This is a genomic window from Streptomyces sp. NPDC047525 (assembly GCF_040643025.1).
Lineage (GTDB): Bacteria > Actinomycetota > Actinomycetes > Streptomycetales > Streptomycetaceae > Streptomyces > Streptomyces durmitorensis.
Genome location: NZ_JBEYTL010000002.1, coordinates 880,257 through 906,635 on the forward strand (window position 1 = coordinate 880,257; position 26,379 = coordinate 906,635).

Below are 26,379 nucleotides of genomic sequence, written 5' to 3' on the forward strand. Positions count from 1 at the left end.
ACCGCGCGCGACACGTCAGTCCCCGCGCTCACGGCCTCGCGTGGAATCGTTCCGGCTCCCACGGGGATGCCACAACCGCAGCCACACGTCGCGTGCGTGGCGCCCCGCCTCCGTGCGGCTGCGCGCCACCATCTCGCGGGCCTCGTCGTGCGTCTCGACCATGGGCCCTGAGCCACGCAGCGGTCGGCCCGCGGTCTCGTGCAGGAAGAACGTCGAGACCAGGCCGATCACTCCCGCCACCATCAAGTAGAAGGCGGGCACCAGAGTGTTGCCGGTCTTGTCGACCAGGAAGGAGGCCAGCAGCGGGGTGGTGCCGCCGAAGAGGGAGACGGAGATGTTGTACGCGATCGAGAGCGCGCCGTAGCGCAGACGGGTGGGGAACAAGGCGGGAAGCGTTGCCGCGGCCGTGCCGGCGAAGCAGACGAGCAGCAGACCGAGGATGGCGCAGCCGAACGCGGGCAGGAGGATGCCACCCTCCCGGATCAGCAGGAACGCCGGGATGGCGAGTGCGATCAGCGCGATGCTGCCGCCCATGAACATCGGGCGTCTGCCCCACCGGTCGGAGCTGCGGCCCACGGTGGTGATGGCGAGGGCGACGAGCAGCATGGTGCCGAGCACCAGCAACTGGGCGGTCGTGTCGCTCTCGCCCAGGGTCACGGTCATGAAGGTGGGCAGGTACGACGTCACCATGTAGTTCGTGACGTTGTAGAGCAGCACAAGCCCCATGCAGATCAGCACCGCCTGCCAGTGGCGGGTGAAGATCTCCTTGAGGCGCCCCTTGCCGGACTGGCGAGCCTGCTCGACGGGGTCGTCCTCGCCGCCCTCGGGACCCGCCTCCCGCTCCGCGGCGGCGGTGGCGGCTTCCTGCTGGAAGGCGGGCGTCTCCTCCAGCTTCAGCCGCATGTACAGGCCGATGAGCCCGAGCGGCCCTGCGATGAAGAAGGGGATGCGCCAGCCCCAGCTCTCCAGGCCGTCCGATCCGAGGGTGAGCGTAAGGACCGTCACCAGGCCCGAGCCCAGGGAGTAGCCCACGAAGGTTCCGAAGTCGAGCCAGCTGCCCAGGAAGCCGCGCCGCTGGTCGGGGGCGTACTCGGCGATGTAGGTGGTGGCACCGGCGTACTCGCCGCCCGTGGAGAAGCCCTGGACCAGTCGGCACACGAGCAGCAGCAGCGGGGCCGCGAAGCCGATCGAGGCGTAGGAGGGCAGCAGGCCGACGGCGAACGTGCTCGCGGCCATCATGATCATCGTGGCTGCGAGCACCTTCTGCCGGCCGATGCGGTCACCCAGCGGCCCGAATACGAGACCGCCCAGTGGGCGTACGAGAAAGGCCGCGGCGAACGTGGCGAAGGTGGCGACGACCTGGGCCCCGGGCGAACTCGACGGAAAGAAGACTTTGCCGATCGTGCCCGCCAAATAGGCGTAGACGCCGAAGTCGAACCACTCCATGGTGTTGCCCAGTGCGGCAGCCGTCACCGCGCGCCGCACTTTCGGGCGGTCCGAGACCATGACGTCCTCGGCACTGAGCGCCTTCTTCCGACGACGCAGCAGCGTACGCGCCATGCGGTCGGTCGCCGACCGTGATGCGCGCGTCGATTCCGTCTCAGGGCCCCGGGATCGCGGGGGCTTTCGGTGCGGAAGGCCTTTCACCATGAAGCTTTTCTCCTCTTGACCGAGAAAAAGCCGTGTCGCCGCAAAATTAGGCTGATCAAGAGTGACCGGCAAATTGTCCGCCCGCCGGTTCGGCGGGAATCAGGCCGAGGCGGCGGCCTTGGCCTGGAGAGCATCGCCCATGTTCTCCTCGCGCCAGCGGCGCAGGAGTTCGTGGAAGGCGACGGCGCCGTGCGGATAGGCCGTCGGACCGTTCGGGCGGCCGCGGCCCTCGCCGTTGTAGTAGCCGGGGGTGCATTCGGCGTGGAACCACGCGTGGTCGGGGGCGCCCTGCCCGCAGACATCGACCCAGGCGTCCTCGGCCTCGGGGGTGGGCTCCACGACGGCGCCCTTCTCCTCCGCGGCGGCTACCAGGGCGGCGGCGTGCACGGCCTGCTCGTCCAGGATGTGTGTGAAGTTCACGCTGCTGGCGTTCTGCAGTGAGCCCATCCGGATCAGATTTGGGAATCCGTTGCTGGTGAAGCCGTGCAGGGTGCGCGGACCCCGTTGCCTCAGCGTGTCCAGCAGCTGGATGCCGTCGCGGCCGGTCACGGGCAGCTTCCCGGAGGTGATGCCGGACAGGCCCACGGAGAACCCGGTGGCGAACACCAGGCAGTCGACCTCGTACTCCACCCCGCCCACGACGACGCCGCGCTCGGTCATGCGCTCGATCCCATGGGTGTCGGCCGTGTCCACCAGGGTGACGTTGCCGCGGTTGAACGCGGGCAGGTACTTGTCGGAGAAGGTGGGGCGCTTGCACGCGTACCGGTACCAGGGCCTGAGGGCGGCGGCGGTGGCCCGGTCGGTGACTTCGGCGGCCACGCGGGCGCGGATCGTGTTCATCGTCGCGTGGTCGGCGACCTCGTAGGCGGCCTCGAAGTCCGGCTCACCCCGGCGGCGGAAGCTGGGCAGGAGCTTCTCGAGCAGACCGGCCGACTCCGTCCAGCGATCCGAGACCAGATCCTGCTCGGCGTGCTCGCCGGAGCAGATCCGCAGGAAGTTCTCGCGGCGCTCGGCGGCCCACCCCGGCCGGTCCGCCCCCACCTGTTGCGGCGTCATGCGCTGCTGGCCCCGCACGTCCACGGCCGAGGGTGTGCGCTGGAAGACGTACAGCTGACCGGCGTCCTCGGCCAGCATCGGGATGACCTGCACACCGGTGGCTCCGGTGCCGACGACGCCGACCCGCTTGCCCGCCAGGCCCTTCATGCCGCCCTCGGGGCTGCCGCCGGTGTAGCCGTAGTCCCAGCGCGAGGTGTGGAAGGTGTGGCCCCGGTAGTCCTCGATGCCGGGGATGCCGGGCAGTTTGGGCTCGGAGAGCGTGCCGGTGGCGGTGATGACGTAGGTGGCCCGGAACTCGTCGCCCCGGTCGGTCCTGACCAGCCACTGCTCGGCCCTCTGGTCCCAGGTCAGGGAGGTGACGGCGGTGGAGAACAGGGCGTGCTCGTACAGGCCGAACTGCTCGGCGATGCGCACCGCGTGCCGGCGGATCTCCTCGCCCGGGGCGTACTTCCACTCGGGCACGTATCCGGTCTCGTCGAGCAGCGGCAGATAGACGTGCGACTCGATGTCGCAGTGGATGCCGGGGTAGCGGTTCCAGTACCACGTGCCGCCGAAGTCACCGCCCTTCTCGATGACACGCACCTGCGCCACTCCCTGACTGCGCAGACGTGCGCCCGCCAGGATCCCGCCGAACCCGCCGCCGACGATCGCGACGTCCACCACGTCGTGCAGCGGCTCGCGCTCCGCCGTCCCACCGGAGTACGGGTCGTCGGCGAAGTAGCCGAACTCCGCCTCGGTGGACCGGTACTGGCCCGCGCCTTCGGGGCGCACACGGCGTTCCCGCTCGAGGCGGTAGCGCTCGCGCAGGGCGACGATCTCCTGCGGGGTCGGCTGGGTGGCGTACTGCGGCAGGTGCATGGTGCGAGGCCTCTCGTGGGGGAGGTGGGTCGGGCTCGTGGGGGAGCTGCGCCGGGTCCCGAACAGGCGTGGTCAGTGCCCTCGTTGGAGCGTCCCGCGCGGCCACAGGTACCGTAACCCAGGAACCGGACAGTGTTGTCCGGTTGGGGTCGGTCACCCCGCGTCCCGCCCGAGCGCCACGACATGAAAGGCCTGCGATGCCGAACGTCACCCCCGCCTCCCCGCTGCGCGACTGGCTGGCGGAGCCCACCGCCGGACAGGTGCTGCGCGGCCTGCTGGCCTCCCAGGGACAGAGCGAGGAGGCCCTTGCCCCCGCCCTCGGCCTGCCGCTTGAGCAGCTCGTGAAGATGTCCGGGGGGAAGTTCCCGCCGGAGCTCGTGGACGTGCTGGTCACCGCGGCCGAGACGGGGCAGATCCCCGACGGCCTGCCGACCGCGGCACCGGCCCCGTCGCCGACCGGTGCCGCTGTCCCTGCCCCGGAGCCCGACCTGGGCGTCGAGATCGGCGCCCCCGAGCCGTGGACCGAGCAGGTCACGCCCGGCCGCTTCGGCGGCCGGAGCGTCGTCGTCACCGGCGCCGCCTCCGGCATCGGCAAGGCCGTCGCCTCCCGCATCGTGCGCGAGGGCGGCCGCGTCATCGCCGTCGACATCTCCGCCGACGGCCTCGCGGCCCTGGCCGCCGACCTGGGCGATGAACTCGTGCCCGTCACCGCGGACATCACCGCTCCCGCCTCCGCCGACGCGGTCCTGGCCGCCGCGGGCGGGCGCGTGGACGCCCTGGCCAACGTCGCGGGCGTGATGGACGACGACGCCGCCGTGCACGAAGTCGACGACACGACCTGGGAACGCGTCATGCGCATCAACGTCGACGGCCCGATGCGGCTGATGCGCGCCGTCGTGCCCGGCATGCTCGCCGCGGGCGGCGGCCGGATCGTCAACGTCGTCTCCGAGGCGGCCCTGCGCGGCTCGGCGGCCGGCGCCGCCTACACGACGTCCAAGCACGCCCTGGTCGGCCTGACGATGTCGTCGGCCTATCAGTACGCGGGAACAGGCGTGCAGATCAACGCCGTTGCCCCCGGCGCGGTCGCCACCGGCATCCCGATGCCCGCCGCCGCCCCCTACGGCTCGTCCCGCACGGCGAAGATGCGCGTGGCGATCCCGCGCCTGGCCATGGCCGATGAACTGGCCGCCTCGATCACGTTCCTGCTCAGCAGGGACGCGGTGAACATCAACGGCGCGATCCTGCCCTCCGACGGCGGCTGGTCGGCCGCCTGACACCCGTCCGGCCGGGGCTCGCCCGCCGCCCACGCACCGGCCCCGCAGTCCGCCGTACGTCTCCCGCACACCACCACGTCCGGCCCCGCCCGGACGCGCGGAAGGAGCACCTCCACCCCATGACACCCCACCGCACACTCGACCCCCGCCCCGCCCTGGCGATCCTGGCTGCCGGGGGCCTGCTTGCCCTGACCGGATGCGGCACCCAGACCACCACCAGCGCATCGGCCTCGCGCCCCGAGCCGTCCGGTGAAGGCCGCACGATCCGCGCCACCCAGATCGCGCACGTGACCGACCCTCACGAGGTCACCGGCAGAACCCTGCTGGAGGGCCCGGTCCTGGACGAGGACGGCGACCTGTACGTCGTGGACGTCACCGCACCCGCCGGTGAGCCCAAGGTCCTCTCCGTCGACCTGACCACCGGGAAGAGCGAGGGCGTCTACACCGACAAGACGGGCGCCTACACCTCCGCGCAGATCAGCCCGTACGACGGCCGCCTCTACCTCACCGACTACACCGGATCGATCGTCAGCATCGAGCCGGACGGCTCGGACCCGCGTACGTTCTTCTCCGGCGAGGTCGAAGGCTCCGCCACGAACCTCGACGACATCGCCTTCGACGACGAGGGCAACCTGTACGTCAGCGACTTGCACGGCATGAAGCCCGGCGAGGCCAAGGGCCGCATCGTGCGCATCGACCGCGACGGCGAGAAGTCCACCGTCCTTGCCGACGGGCTCGCCCACCCCAACGGCGTGATGTTCGACCCGGAGCTGCACGGCTTGTGGATCAGCGAACTCGCCGAGAACACCGTCTCGTACCTCCTGCTCGACGCCGACAAGACCGCCGTGACCTCTCAGCACGAGGCCATCCACGTCGACGCCGGGGTGGCCCAGGCCGACTCCATCGCCGTGGACGCCGACGGCAACCTCTACCAGGCGCTGCACGGCCGACCGGCCATGGCGGTCTACAGCCCGAACGGAGAGCGGCTCGCCACCGTCGAGATTCCGGCCAAGGCCGCCAAGGGGCTGGAGTCGGCCACGAATGTCGCCATCACCCCGGGCGGCAAGAAGGCGTACATGACCGTCAGCGGACCCGACGGCGGGTACGTCTTCCGGTTCACCGCGCTCGCCGAGGGCATCCGTCAGTCCAACGGCGGCTGACGGTCACACGTCGACATCGGTCTCGACGGGCCGCAACGGCCCCACCTCGACGCCGAGCAGGCCCCAGGCCGCCAGAGCGCGGCGTTCCCGTTCCTCCGGGGTGGGGCCGGTGACGGCCCCGGAGACCATCGCGACGGCGAGCATGACGTCGTCGGCGGACAGCCGATGGCCTGCGGCCAGGCACCGGGACAGGACGCAGTGGACGCGCCCGGCCAGCGCCCTGGCCTGCTCGCCGTCGCCCCGCGCGCCCCGTATGCGCAGCAGGTCGACGAACGCCGTCGAGCGGGTCAGGTGCCAGGTGACCACGCCCAGGACGCTCGCGAGGTCGGCTCCGGCTTCGTCTGCGGCCAGCTCGATCTGCTGGACGTTCTCGTCCAGGACGGCGGAGGCCAGCGCGATCCGGTCGGCGAAGTGCCGGTAGAGGCTGCCCTGTCCCACCCCCGCGCGGCGGGCGACGGCCGAAAGGGGTGCGTCAAGACCCTGCTCGGCGAACACCTCGCGGGCGGCCGCGATGAGGGCGGCACGGTTGCGGGCCGCGACCCGCGGCCCTTGGTTGGCCGGCCGCGGGCCCTGGCGCTCGGGGGGTTTTGTCACGCTGGAAGGGTAGTACGCCCGCTCTGTGCGGTGATCGCCCAGCGCTCGTGGTCCCTCCACTCGCCGTTGATGAACTGGAAGGCGGTGGAGAATCCCTCGCGCCGGAACCCCAGGCGTTCGACGAGGTGGAGCGAGGCGGTGTTGTCCGGCTGGATGTTCGCTTCCAGCCGGTGGAGTTCCAGCCGTTCAGCCGGTGGTGGAGGCGTAGGAGGTGTAGCCGAGGGCTCCGCTCTGGAGACTCCCCCCGACGATGTTGTTGATGTTGACGCCTCTCACGGCGGCTGCCATCCGAAGAGGGTAGAACCGGGTGTCCGGATCAGCCGACACACGGCCGTAGTCCCCCTGTCGTAATCCGCCTGCATGGTTGATCGTTGGGCCGTCGGAATCAGCCGTACGCCGAACAGGGGGACGATCAATGACCATCAGCCGCAGAGGACTGCTCGGGGCGAGCGCGGCGTTGGGGCTGCTGAGTGCATGTGGTTCCAACACCGGTCGGGACGACGGTGGTTCAGGGGACGGGCCGAAGCTGTCGCAGTGGTACCACCAGTACGGCGAGCAGGGCACCGAGCAGGCCGTGAAGAAGTACGCCGCCGCCTACAAGAAGGCGAACGTCACCGTCCAGTGGCGGCCCGGCAACTACGACGAACAGACCGCGGCCGCGCTCCTCACCGACTCCGGCCCCGACGTCTTCGAGGCCAACGGACCCTCCCTCGACCAGATCCAGGGCAAGCAGGTGGCCGACCTCACCGAACTGTTCGACGGCGTCAAGGACGACTTCAACCCTGCCGTCCTCGCCCCGAAGACGTACGACGGCAAGATCTGGGGCATCCCGCAGGTCATCGACATGCAGATGCTCTACTACCGCAAGAGCCTGCTCGCCGACGCCGGTGTCCGGCCGCCCAGGACGCTGGACGAGCTCGTGGACGCCGCGAGGAAACTCACCACGAAGAAGACGAAGGGCCTGTTCCTGGGCAATGACGGAGGTGCCGGCGTCCTGGGCGGCACGCCCCTGCACGCGGCCGGCCTCGAACTCGTCACCGCCGACGGAAAGGTCGGCTTCGACGACCCGGCAGCCGCCCGCGCCCTCGGCAAGATCCACCAGTTGTACGCCGACAAGTCGCTGCTCCTGGGGGCGCCCGCCGACTGGTCGGACCCGTCGGCGTTCGTCCAGGGGCTGACCGCCATGCAGTGGTCGGGCCTGTGGGCACTGCCCACCGTGCAGAAGGAACTCGGCGACGACTTCGGCGTCCTGCCGTTCCCGAAGGACGGAGCCGCGGGCAAGCCCTCGGTGCCGGTCGGGGCGTACGCCGCCGCGGTCAGCACCCGCAGCAGACACCAACAGGCCGGCAAGGACTTCCTCAAGTGGCTGTGGATCGACAGCACCGAACGCCAGGAGGACTTCGCCCTCGCGTACGGATTCCACATCCCGGCCCGCATCTCCCTGGCGAAGAAGGCCGAGAAGCTCAGGAAGGGCGCGGCTGCCGACGCCGTCCGCTACACCACGGAGTACGGCCATGCCGAACCCCTCCTGTGGACCCCGGCCAGCAGGAGCGCCTACCAGGACGCCCTGAGCCGCATCATCAAGGACGGCGCGAGCCCGGACGACGAGCTCAAGAAGGTCGTGCGCAAGGTGTCCGCCGAGCTCGGCCGGGTGAAGAAGACGTCGTGACGACAGCAGCCCGTGGCGAACAGCAGGCGACCGGGCGACGGAAGGTGTGGGGCCACCAGAACCGCACCCTCTGGTTCTGGGTGTTCGTCGGGCCCTTCGTGCTCGGCCTGGGCATCTTCACGTACATCCCACTCGGCTGGAGCGTCTACCTCAGCTTCTTCGACGCCCACAACACCGTCACCCCGAGCGACTTCGTCGGCTTCGGCAACTACACGGCGATGCTGCAGAACGAGGCGTTCACGGACAGCCTGTGGACCTTCCTCGTCTTCTCGCTCTTCATCGTGCCCGCGACCTACGCGCTCTCCCTCGCGCTCGCCCTCATGGTCCACCGCCAGCGCCGCGCCCAGGCGTTCTTCCGCTCGGTCTTCTTCCTGCCCGCGGCCTGCTCCTACGTGGTGGCCGCGCTGATCTGGAAGATGTCCATCTTCAACGGGGTGCGGTTCGGGCTCGCCAACACCGTCCTCGGCTGGTTCGGCGGCGACCAGATCGCCTGGCTGTCGACGACCGACCCGCCCTGGTACTGGGCGGTCATCGTCACCGTCCGGCTCTGGCTCCAGGCGGGCTTCTACATGGTGCTCTTCCTCGCCGGACTCCAGCGCATCAGCCCCACCCTCTACGAGGCGGCGGCCGTGGACGGGGCACGGCCCGGCTGGCAGGTCTTCCGGCACATCACCTTCCCGCAGCTGAAGGCCACATCCGTGGCGGTGGTGCTGCTCCTGGTCATCAACGCGTTCCAGGCGTTCGACGAGTTCTACAACCTGCTCTCGGACTCCCGCGGCTATCCGCCCTACGCCAGACCCCCACTCGTCTACCTCTACTACACGGCGCTCGGCCAGGGGCAGAACCTCGGCCTCGGCAGCGCGGGCGCCGTCCTGCTCGCACTGATCATCGCGGTGGTGACGGTGGGACAGGCTAAGTGGTTCGGGCTCGGCAAGAAGGAGGCGGAGTGAGAGACGACTCAAGGGTCAGGGCGGGCCGCGCACTGCGGCTTTCCCTGCTCATCGCGCTCGCCCTCCTGTTCCTGATCCCCTTCTACCTCCTCGTGCGCAACGGACTCTCGGCCGAGAGCGACATCACCTCGCCCGAGTGGACCTTCTTCCCGTCCTCGCTGCGCTGGGGGAACGTCAAGGAACTCTTCGACGACACCTCCGTGCCGTTCGCGCGCTCCCTGCTCAACTCCTCCCTGATCGCGGTCGCGACGACGCTCGGCACACTGCTGCTCGCCTCCCTCGCCGGCTACGGCCTGGCCCGCATCCCCTACCGCCACGCGAACAAGGTCTTCTACGCGATCCTCGGCACGCTGATGGTCCCGGCCTCCGTCACCTTCGTGCCGTCCTTCGTCCTGGTCTCGTCGCTCGGCTGGGTGTCGACGCTGCGCGGTCTGATCGTCCCGACCCTGTTCTCCGCCTTCGCGTGCTTCGTCTTCCGGCAGTACTTCCTGGGATTTCCAAGGGAGTTGGAGGACGCGGCGCGCGTCGACGGGCTCGGATACTGGCGCACGTACTGGCGGGTGGTCGTGCCCAACTCCCGGCCGGTCTTCGCGGCGGTGGGCACGATCGTCTTCATCGGTGCGTGGAACTCGTTCCTGTGGCCACTGGTCATCGGCCAGGACAGAAACGCGTGGACGGTACAGGTGGCCCTGTCGTCGTTCACCACGTCACAGGTGATCAGACTGCACGAGCTCTTCATCGCGGCCGCCGTGTCGATCGTTCCGCTGCTCGTGGTGTTCCTGTTCTTCCAGCGGTGGATCGTGGCGGGAGTGGAGCGCTCGGGCATCGACGACTGACGGCGCCGCGTGTACGCCGGGTGCCGTCCTCCCGCCGGGGCTAGGGGGCGGTGTGCTTGCGGGCTCGGTAGGCGGCGGCCTTGACGCGGTTGCCGCAGGCCTGCATGCCGCACCAGGTGCGGCGCGTGCCGCGGGAGCGGTCGAGGTAGAGGCGGGTGCAGGTGGGGCGGCCGCACTCCTTCAGGCAGGTGTGGGGGTCGGCGAGCAGGGTGATCGCGCGGCGGGCGATGTGGGTGAGCGCGGAGCGGAGATCTCCCGACAGATGGGTGCCTGCGTCGCTGAGCCGCAGGGTGGGGAGTGGCCCGGCAGCGGCGTTGTTGAGGATGTCCAGGCTGTCCGGTGTGTAGGGGCGGCTCTGCATGAGGTCGAGGGCGAGTCGGTGGATGGCCTCACGGAGCTGAAGGGCGAAGGTGAGAGCTGCGGGGTCGGCGGGCACCTGGTCGGGGAGTTCGTCGCAGGCCATCACCCACTGTTCGAGGTCGGCGGGGGTGGCAAGGAGGTCGCGGGGCTGGTCGCGGCGGGATTCCACGGTGGCGACCAGGTCCAGGGCGGGGTTTCCGCTGACGAAGGCGAAGTGCACGTCACCATCTTGACCGGTGACGTGCGGTCGGGCAACACTTGTCACCTGTTGAACCGGTGACGTACGGACAGGACCTGGGAGAACGGATGCCCGAGGCGCACGAAATCGAGGTCGTCGTCTTCGACGTCCTGGGAACGATGGTGGACGAGTCCGGTGGGCTCGGTGCGGCCATCGGCGAGGCGGTCGCCACGTCTGACCATGCCTCGTCAGAGGCATCGGTCGAGCACCTGCTCGCGGTGTGGCACGAGCATGTCGAGCGTGAGCAGCGGCGCATCGGAGAGGGGGACCGGGCGTATGCCAACAGCGAGGTCATCGACCGCGAGGCGGCCGAGCGGGTGGCCGAGCGTGCCGGGATCACCGACCCGGTGGCCATCGGGGCGGCTTGCTGCCGCATCGCAGCGGCTCGGCCCCTGGGAGGACTCCGTCGCCGGGCTCGCCCGCCTTTCGCGGCACTTTCCCGTACTGGGACTCTCGAATGCCACTCCTGGCGCTCTGCTCCGTCTGAACGCGCATGCGGGGCTGCGCTGGCATCAGGTGTTGTCGGCCGATGACGCCCGCGCCTACAAGCCCGCTCCGGAGGTCTACAAGCTCGCGGTTGAGGCGGCGGGCTGTCCGCCCGAGCGTGTGTTGATGGTTGCCGCGCATGCCTGGGATCTGCGCGGAGCTCAGGCGCTGGGCATGCGAACCGCCTACGTGAGGCGGCCGGCCGGGGATCCACCCAGGGCGACCGACTCCTTCGACTGGCGGGCGCAGAGCCTGGATGAGCTGGTTGCCGCGCTGACGGCGGCGTAGCGGCACAGCAGAAAGCCCCGGACGCCGAAAAGCGTCCGGGGCTTTGCCATGAGCGCTGGGCAGGCCTTGCACCTGCATTTCCCCGCAGGAAGCGGGGCGTCTTTCCTTGGACGACCAACGCCGGGCCCGTTGCCGGGGTTTCACCGGCTGCGGGCTCAAGATCAACTATAGCGTACGGAGTCGGCTCCTCGCACCACGCCCACGCTGACCGGGTGAGTGGCCTCGCCGTGGCCGCGGGGAGGCCACGGCGAGGTTCAGGGGCGGTGGCTCGGACGCGGCCACCACCCTTCGTCTGGAGGAGTGATGGGTCAGCGGGCGGTTCCGTCGCCCACCACACGGGAGAAGCCGAGCTTGTCGACTGCCTGGTAGTAGGTCCAGGCCGTCCCGTCGCACGTGGTCTTCGTCGCGCCGCTGTATCTCGCGCACACTCTCTTCAGGTCCTCGTAGAAGGCGCTGTCGACGCGGGCCTTGTTGGCGTTGAAGGTGCCCGCTTCCTTGTAGTTGCGGTACCCGAAGTCGTGCCGGGCGCAGGCCGTCTTGAAGGGGAAGCCGAGGGGGTTGTCGGGCGAGCTGGAGCAGTAGTCGGTGGACCAGTTGAACTGGTACGCGCTCCAGGCGCCTTGGTTCCCGTTGGCCGACACCCAGGCGTTGTAACTGCCGGCGTCGGTCTGGGTCCACTGGCCGAGCACCTGAGCCTTGTCGGCGGGCACGGCGTACGCGGGGGCGGCGGCTACTCCTAATCCCAGGGTGAGGGATGCACAGCTCACGGCGAGAGCGGTCAGTCGAGGGCGCATGGGGTCTCCTGCGGGGGGATGACGCTTCCGTCTCAACAAGCGCTTTCATGCCCACAGTTGGCCCTTCAATAAACGAGACATTCGCGTGAACTCCGTTTGACGGGCGGGGAGTTGCGCCATCACCGTCATTGTGAGCTTGGCTCTGCCGGTGGGTGGGGGGCGTGGTTACGGCGGTCAAGGGGCATCACGCTGCGGCCGACACGGACGTCGCGGTGGGCCCCGGCGCCGGGCGGCTGCCCCGGCGGCAAATCATCCCCTGTTACACACCTGTGTCGATTTGCCCTACAACGAACTCCGGGGCCGCGTCGTCTAGCAGGTGGGATCCGACCCGTGGACGAATGACGAACGAGGAGTGGTCAGCAGTGGGGGACATACGCAGACGAGGAGCCGTGGCTCTGGGGATCACCGTGCTGGTGGCCCCGCTCACGGTGGCGCTCGGTACGGGGAGTGCTCAGGCCGCGTCGTGCTCGACACAGACCGGGCCCTACCAGAAGCAGGTCGAGAAGTTCCTCGGCCGCCCGGTGGACGGCAAGCAGTCGGCAGCCGACTGCAAGGTCATCAGGGCCTTCCAGACCAAGCACAAGATCGCCCCGAACGCCGGGTACGCGGGCAGCGTCACCTGGGGCGTCATGAACCTGATGAACAAGCAGAAGGCGGTGGGCAACAACCCCAACAAGGCGGGCAAGTGCCCGACCAACAAGGGGCGCATCGCCTGTGTCGACCTGACGCTCCAGCTCAGCTGGATCCAGGACGGCCAGAACCTCAAGTACGGTCCGGTCCCGGTGCGCACCGGCCGCAACGGCCACGAGACCCGCACGGGCCTGAAGAAGGTCTACTGGCGCAACATCGACCACGTGTCGAGCATCTACCACGTGCCGATGCCGTACAGCCAGTTCTTCGACGGCGGCCAGGCGTTCCACTCGGTCGGCATCAGCGTCTGGTCCCCACCGGGCTCCCACGGCTGCGTCAACATGACGAAGAAGGACGCCGTGCAGTACTGGAACATGCTGCGCAAGGGCGACGACGTCTTCGTCTACGGCCGCAAGCCGGGCACCTGATCCACAGTGTTCACGGATCCGACGGCCCGGCCCCGTCCTCCTGCACCGTGACCGTCGTGCTGACCGCCCGCGAGCACGAGGTCGCCTTCCTGTACCCGCGTCGGCATACGGACAGAAGACGGTCACGGTGCACATGGCTCGAGGCTGATCTTGGGCATCCTCCTCGGGCCGCCCAGCGGTCCGCACGAAAGACCCCGGCCGTGCGAAGTAGGGGTGTGCGACGGCACCATGGCTGCGCGCCAGTACGCGGGCGCGGCGTCGCCGATGGTGACCTGGTCGGCGAGGTCCTCGTGGGAGACCGAAGCCTGGCGTGCGAGCGGGTGGTGGGAGGAGACGGCGAGCACCACCGGCTCGATGTGGATCACCGGGCCCACCGTCAGGTCGGGCTCCCGGACGGGCAGCCACAGCATGGCGATGTCGAGTTCTCCGGCGCGCAGCCCGGCGAAGGGGTCGGCGAAGCCGATGGTGCGGATCTGCACTGCGACGCCGGGACGCGCGGTGGCGAACGCCTGGAAGTACGGCTCTAGATCGTCCACATTGGCGGCGATCATGCCCAGGCGGAGAATCCCGGTAGCCCCTCGGGCTGCCTGCTCGGCGCGCCGCAGGCTGTCCCGCAATTGGCGCTGGACCGCTCCCAGTTCGTCGACTGCTGGGCGCGGGCAAGCGTCCGTTCAGCACCACCGACAAGGACGCGCAGCAGCTGAAGCTGGTCGAGCACGAGGCGTACGCCAACGGCATGCAGATGAACGTCTTCGACGTCGTGCGCTGATGCATGATCACCTCGGTTCCCCCCGAGGAGGGGCGCGACGCCGGTCACGTCCGTCGTGCGGAATTAACCACACCACGCTGACGGTACGGAACCGATCGGTGCGCCGCCGGCCACCCCGTCGTGGGGAAGCGGCATGGAGCGGACCGGACAGCGATGCGATCATGACGAGATCTCCGGGCCTCAGGGCGCGAGGTCGGAGCAGTTGAGGCGGGTGGCTGCACCACTTCAGGCGTCAGGGTGGCGAGAGGGGACTAGCCCTCTCGCCACCCTGACGCCTGAAGTGGTGGGTCTATGTGGTTCATGCGGCAGAAGTCAGATACGGCCATGTGTCAGCCGAGTCAGCGGTCCGCCCTGGATCTTCGCTGACCGGCGCCCGGCGGTGAAAGAAGCTCCGACCACGGTGACCAGACCAGCGGCAGCCCCTGCGGCAATGGCCTTGCGGTTCTTCACCAGGGTCCAGCCGGCGACTGCCGTGGAAGCGACCTTGCCGGTGGCCGATACCACTGTCTTGCCGCCGCTCTCGATACCGGCGGATGCCGCCTGCTTTGCGCGCTGCGTCGCGAGACCGAACGTATGGGCACCAGAAGCGGCGGCGTCGGCCGCCTCGCCAGCGGAATCCTTCGCCTTCTCGGCAGCCTGAGCCGATTCCTGCTTGGCCTTCTGTGCAGTGGTGTTCACCTTGTGCGCTCCTGTGCTTGGAGTCGACCGCCCCTTGGCGGCTGTTGCCTTCGTGCTGTGCCGGCCGTTTCCGGCGCTGTTGTCAGAGGTTCTTCTCTCTTCAGCCATGCAGTCCGTGTTGCCAGTCAGCGCCCTGTGAAACTCGGTGCATCTGACTGCTCTTTGCCGAGAGGTGGCAAGGAACTCAGAGGCCCCGGGCCCAGGCGCAGGTCACGAGCGCGGGTAGCCGTAGAGATTGTCGACCGGGACGGGCCGAAGTCTTATGCCGTCCTCGTGCATGGCTGGGGGTGCGAGGAGAGCTGTACGTACGGCGTGCCGCCTCGCCTCGCGCGTCGTGCCGCCGAACTCGCCCCCCCGCCACACGCCTCGTGCGTGACCGATGAGTTTGGGCGGTGGATCGGGTCTGCCCTGGCATGACTCGAATCATCGCTGCATCTCGGACTCTCGCGACGGCTTCGTCACCGGGGCCCGACCCCAGCTCGGACAACGGTCCGGGCAGCGACGGCACGGCACGTCGCGCCTATTGTGCCGGGCGCCGGGATTCGGTGATCCGATGACCACTGTCAACGCCAATGAGATCGCCTTGGGCATCGAGTCGTTCGGTGACGACGACGCGCCACTCGTTCTGCTCGCGGGCGGGACCACGATGCTCTCCTGGCCCGACGCGCTGTGCGAGCGCCTCGCCGCCGGCGGGCGCCGTGTGGTGCGCTACGACCTGCGCGACAGCGGGGAGTCGACAACGGCGGATCCGGAGTCGCCCGCCTACACCCTGCGCGGCCTCGCCGCCGACGCGGCGGCGCTTGCTGAGGCGCTCGGCGGGGGACCCGCGCACCTCGCGGGGATCGGCGTGGGCGGGATGGTCGCCCAGGTGGCCGTGCTCGACCACCCGGGCACCTTCTCGGCGCTCACCCTGGTCGGCACCCGCGCGGTTGCACCTGGCCCGCCCGATGACGACCTCCCCGATCATGACCAGGCGACGATGAGCCGATTGTTCGCGCGTCCGATGCCCGATTGGACCGACCGCGAGGCGGTTGCGGAGTTCGCCGCCGCCGGCGCGGAGATCCGTGGTGACGACCCCGTCGCCGCGCGCACGATCGCCGCGCGCATCTGGGACCGCACGCCCGGCACCGGGGCCCCGGTCCACATGGCCAACCAGATGGGCATGGTGTTCTCCAGGCTCGATTGCACACCCCGCTGGCGCGATCGCTTGCCCGAGATCGAGATCCCCACACTCGTCGTCCACGGCCGCCGCGACCGGTTCTTCCCCGTCGGCAACGGCGAGGCGATCGCGCGCGAGATCCCCGGGGCACGACTGCTCGTCCTCAAGGAGACCGCCAACGCGATCCCCGACGCGGCGGTCGGCGAGGTCACCGAGGCGATGCTCACGCTCGGATAGAGGGCAGAGGGCAGAGGGCGGAGGCTGCCGCACGGGTCTGGCCCGCACGCAGCAAATGAGGTGCCGCCAGGCGTGCTTCCCTCAGCGCCCGTCGCACAGGGCGGCGTCCACCGCGCCCTGGAGGTGGGCGAGCTTGGAGCCCTCGGCCGCCCCGGTGGTCGTGTACACGCGTCGTGTCGTGCGTCATCTGCCGCACCGCCCAGCGCGGCAGCAGCCCGCCGCCGAACAGGCCGTCCAGAACGCGTTGAGGTCCCCGGGCGTCGTCACGAGGCCGCCGGACGCGCCGAACTCATGGCCAGGCAGCTCCGTCACATCCGCCTCGCCCTGCTCCGGGTGGGCGGGGTGGATGCCGTAGTTGTGGGCGTGCGGGCCGCGCAGGGTGAGCTCGTCGAGGTCGGGCCAGTACGTGGACCTGAGGTCCAGCGGCTCCAGGATCGTGTCCTCGACGTACGAACGGTAGTCGGTGCCGGAGGCGCTCTCGATCACCATGCCGAGCACCAGGTAGTTGGTGTTGGAGTAGCCCCACTCCGTGCCGGGCTCGAACTCGGGGCCGGCCTTCAGCACCAGCCCGACGTAGCCCTCGTCACTGTTGGGCTCGTCCCAGTCGATCAGCCGCGCGTAGTCGGTCAGGCCGCTGCACTGCTTGAGGGGCTGCCGGACGGTGATCGGGCTGTCGGCGAGCTGCGGCACGTACCTTCCGGCGCGGTCGTCCACCTGCAGTTCGCCGTCGGCCACCAGACGCATCACGGCGGTCCCGGCCTTGATGGCGCGGCGGCCGTCGGAGTGGATATGCCGACGAGAGCGGCGGCGGACAGAAGGGCGGCTACGTGGGTGCGACGGCTGCTCATGGTGCACGCCCCCGGCCTCCGGGGGTACCAGCCCCCCACTCGCGCGGGACAGCGCAGCTACCAGCGCATCGCGGTGAAGTCGACGGGGCGGGGCCGGAGTTCTTGGGTACGCGTTGTCAGCTGCCGCAGCCGTTGTGCCATGTCGTCGCCGGGGAGGCGTTGGCGGTCGCCGTGGCCCGGTAGCAGCCACTCGAAGCGCAACTGGTGGGCGGTGCGGGCCAGGGAGGCGGCCAGCTCCTCGATGGAATACCAGGTGACGCTGTCGGCCACCTCGACGTCCGCTGTCGTGCGCGACCAGTAAAAGCTGTCGCCGCTGAAGCAGTACCGCTGGTCGGCGAGGTAGAGCACGCTGCCCCGCGTGTGTCCAGGAAGGGGGAAGGCGACGACCCCGCCGGCGATCTCCGCCGGTTCGGTGCCACGGAGCACACAATCGGCCTCCGGGGCGGCATCCAGGTCACCCTCGTGGATCCACAGCTTGGCCCCGAAACGATCGGCGTAGCGACGGCCGTGCGCGGCGTGGTCGCGGTGGGTGAGCAGGACGTCGGTGACGGGCCCCAGCGCCTCGTAGCGCGCGGCCAGCGAAGTGCTCCAGCGCGGCGTGTCCACCATCATCAGGGCGCCGTCGGCGCGGCGTAACAGGTAGGAGTTGGCTCCTGCGGTGTGCGGGGAGTTGTGCCCGCACAGGTACACGGAGTCGTCCAGTGCCAGCGGGAAGGGATCCAGCGCCGCGTCCAGCCGCCCGGTCGGGGGACGAACCGAGCGGGTGGGACAGGCGTGCGCGGCGGCGTGGAACTGCCGGATCTCGTCCTGGCCGTGCGGCTGGTGCAGGACGACCGCGCGACCGTCAGCCTCACCGATCAGGCCGGGGGCGAGCTGCCGGGCGACGTCGCAGTTCATGCAGCGCTCGTCCACGTGCCAGCCGCCCTCAAACCGTTCATCGCCCATGGTCCACTCCCTTACGCATGGCGCCCGCTGACCGGCCGCTCGTTCTCAGGGGTATCGCGCGCCGTGCGGGGAGAGGAAGAGGGTACGGATCTTGTACTTGCACCGCCGCCCTGTTCTGAGGGTAGTTTTAGGCGCGTTTATCCAGATTTTCCAGCCTCCCTATGCAGGCGACGCACCCCAAGTAGCCCTGCTCGGTGACTCCTTGGCATCCGGCGACGGAGATACCGCAAAAACCGTTGGGCGGACGAGGGCGACCACTGCTACGTTTCCGGAGGCCGTGCGAGAGATCGAGGAGGTGGTACCCGTGAACGCAGTATCGACATGGGTGCTCCCCTCCGGGGCCACGGTCGGGCGATAGACAGGTCGTCCGGGAGCGCCGTTCCAGTGCACTCCCGAAAGGCACGACCATGCATTTCACTTCCGAGCAACGCCTCGACGGCGGCGTCCTCGAGCGCGAATTCACTCTCGGTGAGATCCCCGGCATCCTGTGGACACCCGCATCCGCACCCGCATCTGCATCCGCATCCGCACCAGAGCCATCCGCACCTGCGCCTCTGATCCTGCTCGGCCATCCTCCCCTGGGGCTGCGCAAGATGTACCCCCGGCTGGTGGGCCGAGCCCAGCAAGCAGCGGCGGATGGCTTCGCCACGGCCACCATCGAGCTCCCCGGAAGCGGCGACCGGCCCCGCCTGCCCGCCGCCGAGCAGGCCCGTGCCGACCTGCGGCGGGCGATGGAGGCCGGGGAACCGGTCAGCGACGGGATCGTCGACGCCCTCATCCTCCCGCTGGTCGAACAGGCCGTCCCGGAATGGCAGGCCGCCCTGGACGCCCTCCTCACGCTGCCCGAGATCGGTGGCCCGGTCGGGTACTCGGGGGGAGTGATCTCCATCGGCATCCGGCTGGCGGTGGTCGAGCCGCGTATCTCGGCCGGTGTTCTGTTCGCCGGAAGTTTCGTGCCTCGCGCCATGTACGAGGAGGCCCGGCAGGTCACCATTCCACTGCATGTCCTGCTGCAGTGGGACGACGAAGGCAACGACCGGCAGGCGGCCCTGGACCTGTTCGATGCCTTCAGCTCCAAGGAGAAGTCCCTGCACGCCCACCTCGGCGGGCACACCGGCGTCCCGCAGTTCGCGGGGGACGCCGCGGCCCAGTTCTTCACCCGACACCTGAAGTGAGGCCGGGCCGTCCGGCAGCAGCCGTTGGCTGACGTCGGCCGGAATGCCGCTCATCGAGGACAGGTACAGGTACAGGTACAGGTCCCGGCTCCCGGCCCTCGGTAGCTCTTCACACCGTGGGCCCCTGCTGAACTCTCGGCAGGGGCCCACGGGCAGGCGTCTGGCGCCTGGGTTCTCAGATGACGCCCTGGGCCAGCATCGCGTCCGCCACCCGCTCGAAGCCTGCGATGTTCGCCCCCGTCACGTAGTTTCCGGGGGCACCGTAGCGTTCGGCCCTCTCGTGGCAGGTGGTGTGGATGTCGTTCATGATGTGCGTCAGTTCTTCCTCGACCCGTGCTGCCGACCACGACGTACGGGCGTGGTTCTGGGCCATCTCCAGGGCGCTGACCGCTACACCGCCTGCGTTGGCCGCCTTGCCGGGCCCGAACGCGACACCCGCCTCCTGGAACAGTTGCACCGCCTCGGGGGTCGTCGGCATATTGGCGCCCTCTGAAACGGCCTTCACACCGTTGCGGATCAGAGCGGCGGCATCGTCGCCGTCGAGCTCGTTCTGTGTGGCCGACGGCAACGCGATGTCGGCCGGGACCTCCCAGACGCTCCCGCCCGGCACGAAGCGGGCCGATGCGCCCCGTCGTTGGGCGTAGGTGTCGACCCGGCCGCGCTCCACTTCCTTGACCTGCTTGAGGAGGTCAAGGTCGATGCCCTTCTCGTCGACCACGTAACCGGACGAATCCGAGCAGGTCACGGCGTTGGCGCCGAGGGCGGCCAGCTTCTCGATGGTGTGGATGGCGACGTTGCCGGAGCCGGAGACGACCGCCGTGCGGCCCTCGAGGTCCTCGCCGCGCTCGCGCAGCATCGCCGCCGCGAAGAGGACGTTGCCGTATCCGGTGGCCTCCGGACGGATCAGTGAGCCACCCCAGCCCGGCCCCTTGCCGGTGAGGACACCGGCCTCCCAGCGGTTGGTGATGCGCCGGTACTGGCCGAACAAGTAGCCGATCTCGCGACCGCCGACGCCGATGTCACCCGCGGGCACGTCCGTGTGCTCACCGATGTGCCGGAAAAGCTCCGTCATGAACGACTGGCAGAAACGCATGACCTCCGCGTCGCTTCGGCCGCGCGGGTCGAAGTCGCTGCCACCCTTGCCGCCGCCGATGCCAAGACCGGTCAGCGCGTTCTTGAAGATCTGCTCGAAGCCCAGGAACTTGATGACACCGAGGTTCACCGACGGGTGGAAGCGCAGGCCGCCCTTGTACGGGCCGAGCGCGCTGTTGAACTCCACCCGGAACCCGCGATTGACGTGGACGCGACCCCGGTCGTCCTGCCACGGCACTCGGAAGATGACCTGCCGCTCCGGCTCGCAGAGCCGCTCGATCAGTCCGGGTTCGGCGTACTCGGGGCGAGCCTCGATGACGGGCGTCAGAGTCTCCAGGACCTCCTGGGCAGCCTGGTGGAACTCCGGCTGGGCCGGGTTGCGGTGCTCGATCGCGGTGAGCAACTGCGCGAGCGTGGTCTTCGTCTCGGAACGCGTGGTCAAAGGAGCCCTTTCTGGAACGGCTGACACCGGGGGTCCGGCGCGGCGCGCTCCGGTACAGCCGGTCGGGGCGTACGGCGCCATAGCCGTGCGCGGGACGATCACGTCTTATGCGCATGGAAACATGCTGCCCAGTGCCCAGGTCCAGAGCGCGACCACTATGCGAGACCGAACTTGCGCCGCATCCGCAGGACGGAGGGCCCGTGTGAGCCACGGCACATGCGAACGATGGTGGTGGCCCCGCACCGGAATGCCCGCGCCGTCAACGCCCGCACCGCCAACGCACCTGCTGTATAAGCCAGTTGGCATGGCACACTGCTGAGCGCCAGCCACCCGCCCGCCTCCCTGTGACGATGGAGTCCGCTCATGACGGCACCCTCCCCCCGACCCCGCATCGACACCGGCCAGGCGCACCCCGCACGGGTCTACGACTGGCTGCTCGGGGGCAAGGACAATTACCCCGTGGACGAGGCAGTGGGCGAGAAGCTGCCGCCCGAGGTGCGCATCGGAGCCCTGCAGAACCGCGCGTTCATGAAGCGGGCCGCCGCCCATCTCGCGGGACTGGGCGTCGACCAGTTCCTCGACATCGGCGCAGGTATCCCCACCGCGCCCAATCTGCACCAGATCGTGCAGCGCATCGCGCCGTCCGCGAAGGTCGTCTACACGGACAACGACCCCATCGTGCTGCGCCACGCGGAGGCCCTGCTGGTCAGCAGCCCGGAAGGTGCTACCGACTACCTCCAGGCCGATGTGCGTGAGCCGGAGGTGATCCTCGAACACGCCCGTACCGTACTGGACTTCGGCCGTCCGATCGGTCTTTCGCTGATCGCGCTGATGCACTTCGTCGCGGACGAGCAGGACCCGTACGGCATCGTCGCCACGCTGGTCTCGGCCCTGCCGTCCGGCAGCCACCTGGTGCTGTCCCACGCCTCCAACGACATCTTCCCCGAGGTGGCGGAGCGGGTGACCGAGCAGTACGCGAGGAGCGGCATGACGCTCGCGCTCCGCTCCCGCGAGGAGACGGTCCGCTTCATCGAGGGTCTGGAGCCCGTCGACCCCGGGTTGGTGACGGCCCCCGAGTGGTTCCGCGAGCAGCCCGCGCCGCAGCCCGAACCGAGCGGGATGTACGCGGTGGTGGCGCGGGTGCCTTGACCTGTCAGTCGCGTCGGTACTGCGCGGCGGACTGTTTCGTTCACGTCGTATCCGTAGCGGTTGCCTTCGAAGTACTGCAGGTGGGGGTTGGCGCTACCGAAGACCGGGCCGGCCTCCGCATTCCAGTCGGCGTCGTAGCCGTCCGACGTGATCGAGTGCGCGGTGAATTCGGTGCCGATGACGGGCGTGTCGAGGTCGTCGAAATCGGTGCGGATGTCGGCGACGAACGCCGAGTGCCGGTCGCCGGTGATGACGACCAGGTCTTCTAGGCCGGATGCGCGCACGTGGTCCAGGACGTCGTTGAGTTCGGGGACGAAGCCGTCCCACTGGTCGGTGAAGAGGTAGTTGCCGTCCTTCCAGCGCTGCTGGCTGAGCATGATCGAGTTGGCCCGGCAGTGCCAGGTGTCGGGAACTCCACGGACGTCCGGGCTCCGTCCTTCCTTGCTCGGCGTCGCCGTTGATGAGCAGGTTCATGTGCGCCTCCTGGGCTGTGTGCGTGTGGGGGAGAAGCCGTTTCCGGCCGGGGAGCTGCTTCAGGACGTGCGCAGCTCCAGCGAAGTGACCTGGCTGCCTGCTTCCTTGGCTTTCACCGTGAGCCGGTAGGTGTCTGTGCGCAGCTTCGGGAGGGCGAGGTTCAGCGGGCCACTCGCGGGCGGCGCGGCGGTGGCGAGCTCGCGCCAACTTCCTTGCCTCGTACGGCCTTCCAGAGCGATGGAATCCGGCCGGTGGGCGCCGAAGGCGATGCGCGCCGTGGTCGCCGTGGACTTGCGCGGCAGGGACAGGGTGAGCGCGCTCCGCCCCATACGCCTGCCCGGCATCTTCATCCCGTTGGCCTGGGTCCTCGTCGTCGCCCTGGGCGCGATCCTCGTCGTCGGCGCGACGGGCTTCTCCATCACGGGGTACGGCGGCTACAAGGAACTCGGCACCGCCCTGGCCGTCCTCGGGCTCTCTGTCGTCCTGTGGCTGTATCGCATCAAGGTCCAGGACCGCAGGGCGGGCGAGAGCGGCGCTTCCGGCCCTCGGTGATCCATGGCGGGTCTCATGGCACGCAGACCTCCCCCGTGCCGACCCGGCCGGGCCCCGTCAGGGTTCGGCCGGAGGGCGGGTGGCCTGCGGGGTCCGCAGTTCCGCCAAGTGGTCGACGACGACGGCGTACATGGACTGGGGAGTTTCGATGTCCGGCCGCATCGCCGCGTGCACGGCGAGCCCGTCCACCAGGGCGTGCAGCCGGGCGGTCTCCTGTTCCGGGTCGCGGCAGGGGCTGATGAGGCCCGCCACGAGGCCGCGGCAGCCTGCGCGGAGAGTGTCGTACCCCTCGTCGCGCAGCGTTCGCAGTTCGGGGTCGGTCATGGCGCGAGCCGTGAAAGCCAGCCACACCTCGTTCTCCGCCCGCCGCTGGTCGTCCAGCGGCAGCAGTTCGGCGAGGGTGCGTGCGGCGTGCCGCAGGGGATCGTCATCCGGAGGCAGCGCCGCGATCCGCTGCTCGATCCGGTCGATGACCATCCGCAGGGCGAAGGCCATCAGTTCGGACTGGCTCACGAAGTAGTGCCGCAACGACCCCATCGAAAGGCCCGCTTCCCGGGCCACGTTGCGCACCGAGGCGTGGTCCAGGCCGTCGCGCCGGACAACGCGCCATACGGCCTCGGCCAGCTCTCTTCGGCGGAGCTGAGGGTCGACCACTTTGGGCATGAGTCTTTTATAGCACGCCTGTGTTACTTTCTATGTGGCACGGTCGTGCTACATAGATCGCGGAGGCTCCCATGCAGCTCACCCGCTCCACCGACCCGAAGTCGCGCCGCGCCCGCCGCATCCCCTTGCCACGCTCACGAGCCGTATGGGCCGCAGTCCTCGGCTGGCTGGCCCTCAACGCACTGGTCCTCGCCGCCGCCGGGGACCGGCTGCCCTTCAACTGGCCGTCGAGCACCGGGCGAACCACCACCGACCATTTACTGGAAGCCAACATCGGACTCGTCGAGGTCCTGCTCCTCATGGCCCTCGTCCGGCTGCTCACCCGCCACCGCCGGCGCCCGGACATCGCCGCCCGAGCCCCCGAGCGCACCCAGGCCCTGCGCGAGACTCTCCTGCTGCTGGCCTATGGAGCCGCCGGGCTCGCCCTCGGACACGTCCTCGCCCGCTCACTCGGCTGGCACCCCTTCGGTTTCCACCTCGCGGGCACGCTCTACGGAACCCACGAGCAGGTCACCGCGGCGGAGGCCGTCACCTGGGCGCTCTACAACCTGGTCGTGTACGCCCTCCTGCCCCTGCTGTACTTCCGCCGCTACACGGCCGAACGGCTCTGCCTGCGCTCCAGTGACCGCCCGGCCGACGCCGTCCTGATCACCACCGTCCTCCTGGTCGAGTCGGCGGTGCAGTTCCTGGTGCTCAAACCCGAGATCCTCGACCTCGGCGGCCGCCAACTCCTCCTGGGCCTGCCACTGACCTTCACGCTCTACCTCGCGGGGGCGGTGCTCCCGGCCATGATCTTCATCTACGCGATCCTGCTGCCCCGCATGCTCCGTCTCACCGGCTCGACCCCGGCGACCGTGATCCTGTGCGGCCTCGCCTACGCCGTCTTCCACCTCTGGGATGCCTGGACACGGTTCGGCTCACCCGGCGACGCATTGCTGTCGGCGGCCTTCCTGCTCCTGACCTACTTCGCCCCCGGCATGATGAAGGCGGTGCTCACCCTGCGCACCGGCAATGCCTGGGTCCACGTGTGGGCGTACCACGCCCTGGCCCCGCACACCCTGGCCGACGCCCGGCACGTCGTGCACATCTTCCGCGTCTGAGCTCGGAGGGCGAGTCGAACCAGCCGTCCGGGGGATGTGCTGTGCGCATGTCGCGCGGCCCGCGGGCGTCCTGTTGAACAGCTCTTTCAACTCTCCGGTAGCGTCACCCCATGAGCCATCCGCACCCCGAGCTGAAGCCTGCCCCGCCGCTGCCCAAGGGAGGCCTGCGGGTTGTCGCCCTGGGCGGCCTGGGCGAGATCGGCCGCAACATGACCGTCTTCGAGCACGCCGGCAAGCTGCTCATCGTCGACTGCGGCGTGCTGTTCCCCGAGGAGAACCAGCCCGGCGTCGACGTCATTCTTCCCGACTTCACCTCGATCCGGGACCGCCTTGACGACGTCGTGGCCGTGGTCCTCACACACGGCCACGAAGACCACATCGGCGGCGTGCCCTACCTGCTGCGTGAACGGTCCGACATCCCCGTCGTCGGGTCGAAGCTGACACTTGCCTTCCTTGAGGCCAAGCTCAAGGAACACAACATCCGGCCGCGCACGGTGCGGGTGCGGGAGGGGGACCGGCGCGGATTCGGGCCCTTCGACTGCGAATTCGTGGCGGTCAACCACTCCATCCCCGACGGGCTCGCCGTCGCCATCCGCACGGGTGCCGGGATGGTGCTCCACACCGGTGACTTCAAGATGGACCAGTTCCCGCTCGACGACCGCATCACCGACCTGCGCGCCTTCGCGCGGCTCGGCGAGGAGGGCGTCGACCTGTTCCTCACCGACTCCACCAACGCCGAGGTGCCGGGCTTCACCACATCCGAGCGCGAGCTCAACCCCGCGATCGAGCAGGTCCTGCGCACCGCGCCGCGGCGGGTCATCGTCTCCAGCTTCGCCAGCCATGTGCACCGTATCCAGCAGGTGCTCGACGCCGCCCACCAGCACGGCCGCAAGGTCGCCTTCGTGGGCCGCTCGATGGTCCGCAACATGGGCATCGCCCGCGACCTGGGCTATCTGAACGTTCCCTCGGGCCTGGTCGTCAGCATGAAGGAGCTGGAGAAGCTCCCCGACCACCGGATCACCCTGGTGTGCACCGGATCCCAGGGCGAGCCGATGGCCGCGCTGTCGCGGATGGCCAATCGCGACCACGTGATCCGCATCGGAAAGGGAGACACCGTTCTCCTCGCCAGCTCCCTGATTCCCGGCAACGAGACGGCGATCTACCGAGTGATCAACGGGCTGACCCGTTGGGGCGCGAACGTCGTCCACAAGGGCAACGCCAAGGTGCACGTCTCGGGGCACGCCAGCGCGGGCGAGCTCGTCTACTGCTACAACATCGTCAAGCCCCGCAACGTCATGCCCGTCCATGGCGAGTGGAAGCACCTGAAGGCCAACGCCGACCTGGCCATCCGCACCGGTGTCGACCCCGATCGTGTCGTCATCGCCGAGGACGGCGTCGTCGTCGACCTCGTCGACGGCCGCGCCTCCATCACCGGCAAGGTGCCCGCGGGCTACGTCTACGTGGACGGGATGACCGTCGGCGGCGTCAACGAAGCCTCGCTGAAGGACCGGCTCACGCTGGCCGAGGAGGGCGTCGTCACCGTGGTCGCCATCGTCGACGCCGACACGGGCGCGCTCGCCGAGGCCCCCGACTTCCTGGCCCGCGGCTTCGTCCACGACGAGACCACCTTCGAGTCCGTCATCCCGGTGATCGAGAAGACGCTGGCCACCGCAGCCGAGGAAGGGGTCGGCGACGCCCACCAGCTCGAGCAGCTCATCGCTCGTGCCGTGGCGAACTGGGCGTACCGCACCCACCGCCGCAGGCCCCTGATCATCCCGGTCATCATCGACGCCTGAGCGAGCCTTACCCTTGGCCGTCGTCATCG

At 69.3% G+C, this 26,379-nt stretch carries 24 protein-coding genes and 4 pseudogenes; 14 read left to right on the forward strand and 14 right to left on the reverse strand.

Going from position 1 to position 26,379, the window contains the following annotated elements:
* Positions 1 to 15: 15 nt before the first annotated feature.
* Positions 16 to 1,560 (reverse strand): glycine betaine/L-proline transporter ProP, encoded by a 1,545-nt coding sequence (gene proP, locus ABZ833_RS08785; RefSeq protein ID WP_361042992.1) that lies wholly within the window; start codon positions 1,558 to 1,560, stop codon positions 16 to 18.
* Between the two features lie 189 nt (positions 1,561 to 1,749).
* A complete protein-coding gene (locus ABZ833_RS08790) occupies positions 1,750 to 3,564 on the reverse strand; it encodes an NAD(P)/FAD-dependent oxidoreductase (RefSeq protein ID WP_361042994.1) in 1,815 nt (604 codons plus the stop codon).
* A 197-nt stretch (positions 3,565 to 3,761) separates the two neighbouring features.
* On the opposite strand from ABZ833_RS08790, the gene ABZ833_RS08795 reads away from it, so the two are divergent.
* Positions 3,762 to 4,838 carry an SDR family NAD(P)-dependent oxidoreductase gene (locus tag ABZ833_RS08795; RefSeq protein ID WP_361042996.1) on the forward strand — a complete coding sequence of 359 codons (1,077 nt, stop codon included), beginning with the start codon at positions 3,762 to 3,764 and terminating at the stop codon, positions 4,836 to 4,838.
* 119 nt (positions 4,839 to 4,957) lie between these two features.
* Positions 4,958 to 5,998, forward strand: a complete 1,041-nt coding sequence (locus tag ABZ833_RS08800; RefSeq protein ID WP_361042999.1) for an SMP-30/gluconolactonase/LRE family protein — start codon at positions 4,958 to 4,960, stop codon at positions 5,996 to 5,998.
* 3 nt (positions 5,999 to 6,001) lie between these two features.
* Here ABZ833_RS08800 and ABZ833_RS08805 read toward each other — a convergent pair whose 3' ends face one another.
* Positions 6,002 to 6,592: a helix-turn-helix domain-containing protein gene (locus tag ABZ833_RS08805; protein WP_361043002.1), complete on the reverse strand. Its 591-nt coding sequence runs from the start codon at positions 6,590 to 6,592 to the stop codon at positions 6,002 to 6,004.
* Positions 6,589 to 6,874 (reverse strand): annotated as a pseudogene (locus tag ABZ833_RS08810) (RimJ/RimL family protein N-acetyltransferase); the annotation flags it as partial. The gene ABZ833_RS08805 and the pseudogene ABZ833_RS08810, both read right to left, overlap by 4 nt.
* A 133-nt stretch (positions 6,875 to 7,007) precedes the next feature.
* Between ABZ833_RS08810 and ABZ833_RS08815 the strand changes: the two are divergent.
* The 3 genes from ABZ833_RS08815 to ABZ833_RS08825 are packed head-to-tail and all read left to right on the forward strand — an operon-like array spanning position 7,008 to position 10,047.
* Positions 7,008 to 8,261, forward strand: a complete 1,254-nt coding sequence (locus ABZ833_RS08815) for a sugar ABC transporter substrate-binding protein (protein ID WP_361043005.1) — start codon at positions 7,008 to 7,010, stop codon at positions 8,259 to 8,261.
* On the forward strand, positions 8,258 to 9,211 hold the full coding sequence (locus ABZ833_RS08820) for a sugar ABC transporter permease (RefSeq protein WP_361043007.1): 954 nt from the start codon (positions 8,258 to 8,260) through the stop codon (positions 9,209 to 9,211). Before ABZ833_RS08815 ends, ABZ833_RS08820 begins: the two co-directional genes overlap by 4 nt.
* Positions 9,208 to 10,047, forward strand: coding sequence for a carbohydrate ABC transporter permease (locus ABZ833_RS08825; protein ID WP_361043009.1), 840 nt, complete (start codon positions 9,208 to 9,210; stop codon positions 10,045 to 10,047). Before ABZ833_RS08820 ends, ABZ833_RS08825 begins: the two co-directional genes overlap by 4 nt.
* Positions 10,048 to 10,087: 40 nt before the next feature.
* Here the strand turns inward: ABZ833_RS08825 and ABZ833_RS08830 are convergent, their stop codons facing one another.
* Positions 10,088 to 10,627: an ABATE domain-containing protein gene (locus ABZ833_RS08830; RefSeq protein WP_361043011.1), complete on the reverse strand. Its 540-nt coding sequence runs from the start codon at positions 10,625 to 10,627 to the stop codon at positions 10,088 to 10,090.
* An 86-nt stretch (positions 10,628 to 10,713) separates the two neighbouring features.
* Here ABZ833_RS08830 and ABZ833_RS08835 point away from each other — a divergent pair.
* Positions 10,714 to 11,419, forward strand: a pseudogene (locus tag ABZ833_RS08835) (haloacid dehalogenase type II).
* A 308-nt stretch (positions 11,420 to 11,727) separates the two neighbouring features.
* Here the strand turns inward: ABZ833_RS08835 and ABZ833_RS08840 are convergent.
* A complete protein-coding gene (locus tag ABZ833_RS08840) occupies positions 11,728 to 12,213 on the reverse strand; it encodes a phospholipase (protein ID WP_361043014.1) in 486 nt (161 codons plus the stop codon).
* 362 nt (positions 12,214 to 12,575) lie between these two features.
* Here ABZ833_RS08840 and ABZ833_RS08845 point away from each other — a divergent pair, with 362 nt between their 5' ends.
* Positions 12,576 to 13,271 carry a L,D-transpeptidase gene (locus ABZ833_RS08845; protein ID WP_361043016.1) on the forward strand — a complete coding sequence of 232 codons (696 nt, stop codon included), beginning with the start codon at positions 12,576 to 12,578 and terminating at the stop codon, positions 13,269 to 13,271.
* A gap of 122 nt (positions 13,272 to 13,393) precedes the next feature.
* Here ABZ833_RS08845 and ABZ833_RS08850 read toward each other — a convergent pair whose 3' ends face one another.
* Complete coding sequence (locus ABZ833_RS08850; protein ID WP_361043018.1) at positions 13,394 to 13,888, reverse strand: LysR substrate-binding domain-containing protein; 495 nt, start codon at positions 13,886 to 13,888, stop codon at positions 13,394 to 13,396.
* A gap of 29 nt (positions 13,889 to 13,917) precedes the next feature.
* Here ABZ833_RS08850 and ABZ833_RS08855 point away from each other — a divergent pair.
* Positions 13,918 to 14,040, forward strand: a pseudogene (locus ABZ833_RS08855) (deaminase); the annotation flags it as partial.
* A 312-nt stretch (positions 14,041 to 14,352) separates the two neighbouring features.
* Here the strand turns inward: ABZ833_RS08855 and ABZ833_RS08860 are convergent.
* The gene (locus ABZ833_RS08860) at positions 14,353 to 14,718 is read right to left on the reverse strand and encodes a hypothetical protein (protein ID WP_361043021.1); all 366 of its coding nucleotides are present in this window, start codon (positions 14,716 to 14,718) and stop codon (positions 14,353 to 14,355) included.
* A gap of 553 nt (positions 14,719 to 15,271) precedes the next feature.
* Here ABZ833_RS08860 and ABZ833_RS08865 point away from each other — a divergent pair.
* Positions 15,272 to 16,114 carry an alpha/beta hydrolase gene (locus ABZ833_RS08865; protein WP_361043024.1) on the forward strand — a complete coding sequence of 281 codons (843 nt, stop codon included), beginning with the start codon at positions 15,272 to 15,274 and terminating at the stop codon, positions 16,112 to 16,114.
* Between the two features lie 183 nt (positions 16,115 to 16,297).
* Here ABZ833_RS08865 and ABZ833_RS08870 read toward each other — a convergent pair whose 3' ends face one another.
* The gene (locus tag ABZ833_RS08870) at positions 16,298 to 16,969 is read right to left on the reverse strand and encodes a serine hydrolase domain-containing protein (protein ID WP_361043027.1); all 672 of its coding nucleotides are present in this window, start codon (positions 16,967 to 16,969) and stop codon (positions 16,298 to 16,300) included.
* 50 nt (positions 16,970 to 17,019) lie between these two features.
* Positions 17,020 to 17,907: an MBL fold metallo-hydrolase gene (locus ABZ833_RS08875; protein WP_361043030.1), complete on the reverse strand. Its 888-nt coding sequence runs from the start codon at positions 17,905 to 17,907 to the stop codon at positions 17,020 to 17,022.
* Between the two features lie 407 nt (positions 17,908 to 18,314).
* Here ABZ833_RS08875 and ABZ833_RS08880 point away from each other — a divergent pair, with 407 nt between their 5' ends.
* Entirely contained in the window at positions 18,315 to 19,082 is a 768-nt protein-coding gene (locus ABZ833_RS08880) for an alpha/beta hydrolase (protein WP_361043033.1), read from the forward strand.
* Positions 19,083 to 19,257: 175 nt separating this feature from the next.
* Here ABZ833_RS08880 and gdhA read toward each other — a convergent pair whose 3' ends face one another.
* Positions 19,258 to 20,616, reverse strand: a complete 1,359-nt coding sequence (gene gdhA, locus ABZ833_RS08885) for an NADP-specific glutamate dehydrogenase (RefSeq protein ID WP_361043036.1) — start codon at positions 20,614 to 20,616, stop codon at positions 19,258 to 19,260.
* A 363-nt stretch (positions 20,617 to 20,979) separates the two neighbouring features.
* On the opposite strand from gdhA, the gene ABZ833_RS08890 reads away from it, so the two are divergent.
* Complete coding sequence (locus tag ABZ833_RS08890; RefSeq protein WP_361043038.1) at positions 20,980 to 21,765, forward strand: SAM-dependent methyltransferase; 786 nt, start codon at positions 20,980 to 20,982, stop codon at positions 21,763 to 21,765.
* 38 nt (positions 21,766 to 21,803) lie between these two features.
* On the opposite strand, the pseudogene ABZ833_RS08895 reads toward ABZ833_RS08890, so the two are convergent.
* A pseudogene (locus tag ABZ833_RS08895) lies at positions 21,804 to 22,160 on the reverse strand (alkaline phosphatase D family protein); the annotation flags it as partial.
* A 138-nt stretch (positions 22,161 to 22,298) separates the two neighbouring features.
* A complete protein-coding gene (locus tag ABZ833_RS08900; protein ID WP_361043040.1) occupies positions 22,299 to 22,583 on the reverse strand; it encodes a hypothetical protein in 285 nt (94 codons plus the stop codon).
* A 10-nt stretch (positions 22,584 to 22,593) separates the two neighbouring features.
* Between ABZ833_RS08900 and ABZ833_RS08905 the strand changes: the two genes are divergently transcribed.
* A complete protein-coding gene (locus tag ABZ833_RS08905) occupies positions 22,594 to 22,791 on the forward strand; it encodes a hypothetical protein (RefSeq protein WP_361043042.1) in 198 nt (65 codons plus the stop codon).
* Between the two features lie 57 nt (positions 22,792 to 22,848).
* Here ABZ833_RS08905 and ABZ833_RS08910 read toward each other — a convergent pair whose 3' ends face one another.
* A complete protein-coding gene (locus ABZ833_RS08910; protein WP_361043044.1) occupies positions 22,849 to 23,454 on the reverse strand; it encodes a TetR/AcrR family transcriptional regulator in 606 nt (201 codons plus the stop codon).
* Positions 23,455 to 23,525: 71 nt separating this feature from the next.
* On the opposite strand from ABZ833_RS08910, the gene ABZ833_RS08915 reads away from it, so the two are divergent.
* On the forward strand, positions 23,526 to 24,554 hold the full coding sequence (locus ABZ833_RS08915; RefSeq protein ID WP_361043046.1) for a hypothetical protein: 1,029 nt from the start codon (positions 23,526 to 23,528) through the stop codon (positions 24,552 to 24,554).
* 110 nt (positions 24,555 to 24,664) lie between these two features.
* The gene (locus tag ABZ833_RS08920) at positions 24,665 to 26,350 is read left to right on the forward strand and encodes a ribonuclease J (protein ID WP_249592381.1); all 1,686 of its coding nucleotides are present in this window, start codon (positions 24,665 to 24,667) and stop codon (positions 26,348 to 26,350) included.
* The last annotated feature ends 29 nt before the right edge of the window (positions 26,351 to 26,379 follow it).

What these genes read in the sequence shown, in the direction of transcription:
- ABZ833_RS08865 (WP_361043024.1), top strand. Translation starts at nt 15,272, where the DNA reads ATGACCACTGTCAACGCCAATGAGATCGCCTTGGGCATCGAGTCGTTC.
- ABZ833_RS08790 (WP_361042994.1), bottom strand. Translation starts at nt 3,564, where the DNA reads ATGCACCTGCCGCAGTACGCCACCCAGCCGACCCCGCAGGAGATCGTC.
- ABZ833_RS08875 (WP_361043030.1), bottom strand. Translation starts at nt 17,907, where the DNA reads ATGGGCGATGAACGGTTTGAGGGCGGCTGGCACGTGGACGAGCGCTGC.
- ABZ833_RS08910 (WP_361043044.1), bottom strand. Translation starts at nt 23,454, where the DNA reads ATGCCCAAAGTGGTCGACCCTCAGCTCCGCCGAAGAGAGCTGGCCGAG.
- ABZ833_RS08815 (WP_361043005.1), top strand. Translation starts at nt 7,008, where the DNA reads ATGACCATCAGCCGCAGAGGACTGCTCGGGGCGAGCGCGGCGTTGGGG.
- ABZ833_RS08840 (WP_361043014.1), bottom strand. Translation starts at nt 12,213, where the DNA reads ATGCGCCCTCGACTGACCGCTCTCGCCGTGAGCTGTGCATCCCTCACC.
- ABZ833_RS08800 (WP_361042999.1), top strand. Translation starts at nt 4,958, where the DNA reads ATGACACCCCACCGCACACTCGACCCCCGCCCCGCCCTGGCGATCCTG.
- ABZ833_RS08890 (WP_361043038.1), top strand. Translation starts at nt 20,980, where the DNA reads ATGACGGCACCCTCCCCCCGACCCCGCATCGACACCGGCCAGGCGCAC.
- ABZ833_RS08795 (WP_361042996.1), top strand. Translation starts at nt 3,762, where the DNA reads ATGCCGAACGTCACCCCCGCCTCCCCGCTGCGCGACTGGCTGGCGGAG.
- ABZ833_RS08880 (WP_361043033.1), top strand. Translation starts at nt 18,315, where the DNA reads ATGCATTTCACTTCCGAGCAACGCCTCGACGGCGGCGTCCTCGAGCGC.
- ABZ833_RS08920 (WP_249592381.1), top strand. Translation starts at nt 24,665, where the DNA reads ATGAGCCATCCGCACCCCGAGCTGAAGCCTGCCCCGCCGCTGCCCAAG.
- ABZ833_RS08900 (WP_361043040.1), bottom strand. Translation starts at nt 22,583, where the DNA reads ATGCCGGGCAGGCGTATGGGGCGGAGCGCGCTCACCCTGTCCCTGCCG.
- proP (WP_361042992.1), bottom strand. Translation starts at nt 1,560, where the DNA reads ATGGCGCGTACGCTGCTGCGTCGTCGGAAGAAGGCGCTCAGTGCCGAG.
- ABZ833_RS08915 (WP_361043046.1), top strand. Translation starts at nt 23,526, where the DNA reads ATGCAGCTCACCCGCTCCACCGACCCGAAGTCGCGCCGCGCCCGCCGC.